This window comes from Burkholderia sp. Ac-20392, from assembly GCF_017104585.1.
GTDB lineage: Bacteria > Pseudomonadota > Gammaproteobacteria > Burkholderiales > Burkholderiaceae > Burkholderia > Burkholderia lata.
In genome coordinates, this window is record NZ_JAAGPB010000007.1 from 62416 (window position 1) to 68415 (window position 6000).

Sequence of the window (6000 nt, forward strand, 5' to 3'; positions counted from 1 at the left end):
GATCGTCCGCAGCGTGCTTCCTATACTGGCCTGCCGGCATCGACGGCCCCGCCTTTCAAGGACCCCCGCATGACTTCGTCTCCCGCAGCAACCGAACTTTCCACCGGCACCGACTATGACGCGCTTGCCAGCCGCTTCAGGCCGATCTTCGAACGCATCGCGGCCGGCACCGCGGAACGCGAACGCCGCCGCGAGTTGCCGCACGAGGCAATCGGCTGGCTGAAGGCCGCCGGCTTCGGCGCCGTGCGGCTGCCGGTGCGCAATGGCGGCGCCGGCGCGTCGCTGCCGCAACTGTTCCGGCTGCTGACCGAACTCGCCGCCGCCGATTCCAATCTGCCGCAGGCATTGCGCGGGCACTTCGCGTTCGTCGAGGACTGGCTGAACGCGCCGCCCGGCGCCGATCGCCAGACGTGGTTCGACCGCTTCGCGAGCGGCCAGCTCGTCGGCAATGCGTGGACGGAAACCGGCGACGTGGCGCTCGGCCAGACCATCACGAAGGTGTCGGAAAAGAACGGCGGGCTCGTGCTGAACGGCCGGAAGTTCTACAGCACCGGCAGCCTGTTCGCCGACTGGATCGACGTGTTCGCGCAGCGCGCGGACGACGGCAGCGACGTGATCGTCGCCGTGGCGACCGCGCAGCCCGGCGTGATCCGCGAGGACGACTGGGACGGCTTCGGCCAGACGACGACCGGCAGCGGCACCACGCGCTTCGAAGACGCGGCGGTCGACACCCGGGACGTGATCGACTTCGCACGACGCTTCAAGTACCAGACCGCGTTCTACCAGCTCTTCCACGTCGCGACGCTGGCCGGCATCGGCCACGCGATCGTGCGCGACGCGGGCGACCTGGTGCGCCGCCGCACCCGCGTGTACAGCCACGGCAACGCCCCGCGCGCGGCCGACGACGCGCAGCTGCAGCAGGTGATCGGCGAGATCGCGTCGTGGGCCTATGCGGCCGACGCGCTCGCGCTGCGCGCCGCGCAGCCGCTGCAACAGGCCTACGAAGCGCACTTCGGCGACGACGCCGCGGCCGAACACGATGCGAACGTCGCGGCCGAGATCGAATCCGCGCAAAGCCAGCTCGTCGTGTCCGAACTCGTATTGCGCGCGGCGACGCGCCTGTTCGACGCGCTGGGCGCCTCCGCGACCCGCAGCACGACGTCGCTCGATCGTCACTGGCGCAATGCGCGCACCGTGTCGTCGCACAATCCGCTCGTCTACAAGGCGCGGATCGTCGGCGACTGGGTCATCAACGGGCGCACGCCGCCGTTCGTCTGGCAGATCGGCAACGGCCCGGGTGCGGGCACGAGCACGCATGCAGAGACAGGAGCCGCCCGATGAGCAAGACCATCCGCTTCAATGCGTTCGAGATGAACTGCGTCGGCCACCAGTCGCCCGGGCTGTGGGCCCATCCGCGCGACCGCTCGTGGCAGTACAAGGATCTCGACTACTGGACCGACCTCGCGCGCGTGCTCGAACGCGGAATTTTCGACGCGATCTTCATCGCGGACGTGATCGGCTACTACGACGTCTACAAGGGCAGCAATTACCACGCGCTGCACCAGGCCGCGCAGATCCCAGTCAACGACCCGCTGCAGCTCGCCGCGCCGATCGCGATGGCGACCGAGCATCTCGGCATCGGCATCACCGCGTCGACGACGTTCGAGCACCCCTACACGTTCGCGCGCCGGCTGTCGACCGCCGACCATCACACGAAGGGCCGGCTCGCATGGAACATCGTCACGTCCTACCTCGAAAGCGGCGCGAAAAACGTCGGCGATAACGGCCTGCGTACCCACGACGACCGCTATGCGGTCGCGGCCGAATACGTCGAGGTGCTGTACAAGCTGTTCGAGGGCAGCTGGGAAGACGGTGCGGTCGTGCGCGATCGCGACGGCCGCGTGTTCACGCATCCGGAGAAGGTGCACGAGATCGGCCACAAGGGCCGTTTCTTCGACGTGCCCGGCTACCACCTGTGCGAACCGTCGCCGCAGCGCACGCCGGTGCTGTTCCAGGCCGGCGCGTCAGGCCCCGGCAAGGCGTTCGCCGCGCAGCACGCGGAATGCGTGTTCGTCGCCGCGCCGACCCGCCCGCAGCTGGCGCGCTACGTGGCCGACGTGCGCGCGCAGGCCACGGCCGCCGGACGCGACGCGAGCAAGGTCCTGATCTACAACCTCGTCACCGTGATCGTCGACGAAACCGACGAGAAGGCGCAGGCCAAGTTCGACGAATACCGCAAGTATGTGTCGTACGACGGTTCGCTGGTGTTCATGTCCGGCTGGACCGGCATCGACTTCGGCCAGTACGCGCCGAACGATCCCGTCCGGCGCGTCGAAACGAATGCGATCGTGTCGGCGGTCGAGCACCTGGCGGGCGGCGACACCGCATGGACGATCGAGGAGCTGGCCGCCTGGGGCGGCATCGGCGGCCTGGGCCCGGTGTTCGTCGGCTCGGCCGCGACCGTCGCGGACATCCTGCAGGAATGGGTCGCCGCCACCGACGTGGACGGCTTCAACCTCGCGTATGCGGTTGCGCACGAAACCTTCGAGGATGTCGTGCGTTATCTCGTTCCCGAGCTGCAGCGGCGCGGCGTGTATCCGACCGGCTATGCGCCGGGTACGCTGCGCGAAAAACTGTTCGGCGGGTCGGCGCGGCTGCCGGACGAACACCCGGCCGCGCAGTTCCGCGACATCGAGCAGGTCAAGCGCGACGCCGAACAGGTGGCGGCCTACGCGTGACGGCCATGCGTCGGCTGGTTGGCCCGCACACGGGCCAGCCGGCTGGCTTCACGATGAGCAGCAACCGGTGCGCCGAGGTCATCACTCGCCCGACACACCGTCGCCTGATCTCCCCGCTCCCCTCATTCGACACCCGGTGCAGCCCCGATGCGGGTTCTGCTTCCGCCCCCGCTCATGAAGACGGCGAAGATAGCGGTAGCAGCAACGAAAAAGCGCGCACTGAGCGTGCGCGCGCTTTCACAACGATAAGCGACCTCGATCGCGTTCAAACAACGCCGTCGTCGTCGTCGATATCACGCGCCGTCGGCTCGTAACGCACGATCAACAGGAACACGATCGGCGTAGCGGCGCTGATCGCGACGACCCAGAACATGTCCGTGCCGAGCCGCGCCTGCAGGATCGGCAGCACGAACAGCGCAAGCGCCTGACCGATGCCGCACAGCGAGCGCCCGAAGCCGACGCCGGTGCCGCGGATCGCCGCCGGATACGACAGCGTCGGGTAGATCATCATCTGCGCGCCCGGCCCGAACCCTTCTGCGAACAGCCAGGTGCCGAGCATCAACACCACGAAGCCGATCGCGAGTGCGCCATGCGGATGCCCCGCCAGCGCGAGCGCCACGAGCGCGACGAACTGGAGCGCGAAGCCTGCAATCGCGACGTGACGCGACGCATGGCGATGGGCGAGGCGCATGCCCAGCAAGCCGCCGGTGAACGCAAACAGCACGTTCAGCGCCAGCGACGCGGCGATCGTTTCGAACACACCCGCCCCAAGAAACTGCGACAGGATCGACGGCAGGAAGAAAGCGATCGCCGTGTATTCGAACGGGATGCACAGGTTCATCACGCTGGCGACGATCGTGCGCCCCAGGTACGGGCGCTGGAACAGCACACGAATTCGCACGGGCGGCTGGCTCGGCGCGGGTCGAGCATCCTCCGCTTCGTGTGCATGAATCCCGTACGACTCGCGCAGAATCCGCGCGGCGTTGGCCAGGTCACCCTGGTTCGCGGCCCACAGCGGCGATTCGTTCATGAACCGGTTCCTGAACAGGATGATGACGAGTGCCGGCACCGCGCCGAAGATCAGCGACGCGCGCCACAGCCATCCCGCATGCTCGGCGGGCAGCAGGAAATACAGCCCGAAGATCAGCAGGAAGCACACCGAGGACGCCACGTACCACATCGGGCACCACGCCGCGAGCCGCGACGCCTTGTTGCCGCGACCGTTGAACTTCGAGAATTCCGCGAGAAACGCCATCGCGACCGGCAGGTCGATGCCGACCCCGAGCCCCATCACAAAGCGCGCGCCGATCAGCACCCACACGTTCGGCGCCAGCCCGGCCGCGATCGCCGCGACCACGAAAAACAGCATGTCGGCCATGAACACCTGATAGCGGCCGATCTTGTCGGTCAGCCATCCGCCGATCAGGCTGCCGAAGATCGTGCCGATCATGATCGCCGACCCGACCAGCCCGGTCAGCGCCGGCGTCAGGCCGAACTCACGCGCCACGTCGTCGATTCCGTAGGACAGCGTCGTCAGGTCGTACGCGTCGAGAAAGACGCCGCCGAGCGCCAGCAGCACGATCATCCGGGCATGGCTGACCGAGCTGTCCACCGTGTTGATCAGGCGCGCGACGTCGCTGGCCGAGCGAATGGGCGAGGAAACCGGGGGGACGGCGTTCAGATCGATCGAACTCATCGCATTCCTTAGTGTTTCGCCGAATGGTCGGCGATGTCTGCATGGCGCCGGAAGGCGGGCGTCTGGCATTCGCGTCCAGCAGAGACCCGATGCAACCGCGATCCTCTCGACGCGCGATGCCCTCACGTTCCGGCAGCACGCATTCTGTTCTCCCGATCCGGTTATCCCAAGCGATATAAATCGATAAATTAACCAGTCCGCGTCATTAAGTTGCTCGCCGTCCGCGCTTAGCAGCAGCGTGCATGTTCAATCGCGGATTTCTTCGTTCGCCGCGCGCCGATGCTTCGTTACATTAGCCGGTCACCCTGCCTGTTCGCGGCATCTTGCCGCCCTTCCGGAGAATCCCCGATGAAGCTGTCCTGGTCCCGCGCGTGGCATTCCGCGGCCCTCGTCGTTGCCGCGCTCGCCGGCCTCGTCTCGGTGCACGCACGCGCCGCGACGCCCGCGGAGATCCGCGTCGACTACGCGTACTACTCACCGGAGAGCCTGGTGATCCGCCACTTCGGCTGGCTCGAGGACGAATTCAAGGCCGACCGCACGTCGATTCGCTGGGTGCTGAGCCTGGGCAGCAATCGTGCGCTCGAATACCTGAACAGCGGTGCGGTCGATTTCGGTTCAGCCGCGGGTCTCGCGTCGGTGCTCGCGCGTGCGAACGGCAACCCGATCCATACGGTCTACGTGTTCTCCCGTCCCGAGTGGACGGCGCTGGTGGTCCGCAAGGATTCGCCGATCCGCTCGCTTGCGGACCTGAAGGGCAAGAAGATCGCCGCGACGCGCGGCACCGATCCGTTCCTGTTCACGCTTCGCGCGCTGCACACGGTCGGCCTGACCCGCGACGATGTCGAGATCGTCAACCTGCAGCATCCCGACGGGCGCACCGCACTCGCGAACGGCCAGGTCGATGCGTGGGCCGGCCTCGATCCGCACATGGCCGCGGCGCAGCTCGACGATGGCGCCCGCCTGCTCTATCGCAATGTTGCGTTCAACACCTATGGCTTCCTGAACGTCCGCGACGCGTTCGCCGGCCAGTACCCGCAGGCGGTCACGCGCGTGCTGAAGGTCTACGATCGCGCGCGTCAGTGGATCGTTGCGCATCCGGCCGATACCGCGCAGATCGTCGCCGACGAATCGAAGGTATCGCTGCCGGTGGCGAAACTGCAGCTGCAGCGCAACGACTTCAGCGATCCCGTTCCGGGTGACACCCAGCGCGCGGCGCTGAAGGCGGCCGCGCCGGTGCTGACGGCCGAACAGCTGACCAAACCCGGCGTCGATCCCGCGAAGATCGTCGATACGCTGATCGATCCGTCGTTCGCGCGTCCGCTCGTCGACGCATCGCGCTGAAACAGCCGCCCATGACCGACACCGCTGCCCGCGACGACACGCTCGCGCCCCGCCGCCCCGCCGCGTCACGCACCATCCGGCGCGATCCGCTTCGCAGATGGCGGATCGCCGGCCTCGCGCTGCCGTTCGCGGCGCTCGCGTTGCTGGAGGTCGTCGTACGGCAGGGCTGGCTGCCGAATCATCTCGTCCCGGCGCCGAGCGAGATTCTCGACACGCTCGCCCGCC

4 protein-coding genes and 1 pseudogene are annotated in these 6000 nt (G+C 67.4%); 4 read left to right on the forward strand and 1 reads right to left on the reverse strand.

The annotated features are described in order from the left end of the window. Positions 1-69 precede the first annotated feature (69 nt). Together G3N99_RS02070 and G3N99_RS02075 are read left to right on the forward strand one after the other, a co-directional pair. Complete coding sequence (locus G3N99_RS02070; RefSeq protein WP_206121514.1) at positions 70-1341, forward strand: acyl-CoA dehydrogenase family protein; 1272 nt, start codon at positions 70-72, stop codon at positions 1339-1341. Further along, the gene (locus G3N99_RS02075) at positions 1338-2738 is read left to right on the forward strand and encodes an LLM class flavin-dependent oxidoreductase (protein WP_174933560.1); all 1401 of its coding nucleotides are present in this window, start codon (positions 1338-1340) and stop codon (positions 2736-2738) included. Before G3N99_RS02070 ends, G3N99_RS02075 begins: the two co-directional genes overlap by 4 nt. Before the next feature lie 265 nt (positions 2739-3003). On the opposite strand, the gene G3N99_RS02080 is transcribed toward G3N99_RS02075, so the two are convergent. Beyond that, positions 3004-4434 carry an MFS transporter gene (locus G3N99_RS02080; protein WP_206121515.1) on the reverse strand — a complete coding sequence of 477 codons (1431 nt, stop codon included), beginning with the start codon at positions 4432-4434 and terminating at the stop codon, positions 3004-3006. Positions 4435-4782: 348 nt separating this feature from the next. Between G3N99_RS02080 and G3N99_RS02085 the strand changes: the two genes are divergently transcribed. Beyond that, entirely contained in the window at positions 4783-5775 is a 993-nt protein-coding gene (locus G3N99_RS02085; RefSeq protein WP_206121516.1) for an aliphatic sulfonate ABC transporter substrate-binding protein, read from the forward strand. Between the two features lie 11 nt (positions 5776-5786). Next, a pseudogene (locus G3N99_RS02090) lies at positions 5787-6000 on the forward strand (ABC transporter permease); the annotation flags it as partial.

Excerpts from the sequence above, each read along its gene's own strand:
- G3N99_RS02070 (WP_206121514.1), top strand. The coding sequence starts at position 70 with ATGACTTCGTCTCCCGCAGCAACCGAACTTTCCACCGGCACCGACTAT.
- G3N99_RS02075 (WP_174933560.1), top strand. The coding sequence starts at position 1,338 with ATGAGCAAGACCATCCGCTTCAATGCGTTCGAGATGAACTGCGTCGGC.
- G3N99_RS02080 (WP_206121515.1), bottom strand. The coding sequence starts at position 4,434 with ATGAGTTCGATCGATCTGAACGCCGTCCCCCCGGTTTCCTCGCCCATT.
- G3N99_RS02085 (WP_206121516.1), top strand. The coding sequence starts at position 4,783 with ATGAAGCTGTCCTGGTCCCGCGCGTGGCATTCCGCGGCCCTCGTCGTT.